The following is a 233-nucleotide window of genomic DNA, read 5'->3' as shown; positions in this document are numbered from 1 at the left end:
AGAAGCCGACCGCCTTGAGCTGTCGCTGGACCTGCTGGAACGCCTGTGCTTCGAGCCGCAACTGACCGGCTGGAACGGCATCGGTTTCGTGATCCAGGCTTACCAGAAGCGTTGCCCGTATGTGATCGACTACGTCATCGACCTGGCGCGCCGCAGCCGCCATCGCCTGATGATCCGCCTGGTAAAAGGCGCGTATTGGGACAGCGAAATCAAGCGTGCCCAGGTTGAAGGCC

General features: G+C 61.4%; 1 protein-coding gene. It reads left to right on the top strand.

The window, feature by feature from the left end:
• Nucleotides 1-233 (top strand): proline dehydrogenase family protein (locus tag AC3XQU_RS25010; RefSeq protein WP_489876779.1); only part of this gene is annotated, 233 nt, incomplete at both ends.

The organism is Telluria sp. AZSoR62 (assembly GCF_058111565.1).
Note: the sequence above shows the minus strand (reverse complement) of the source record. Positions and strands in the feature narration are given on the sequence as shown.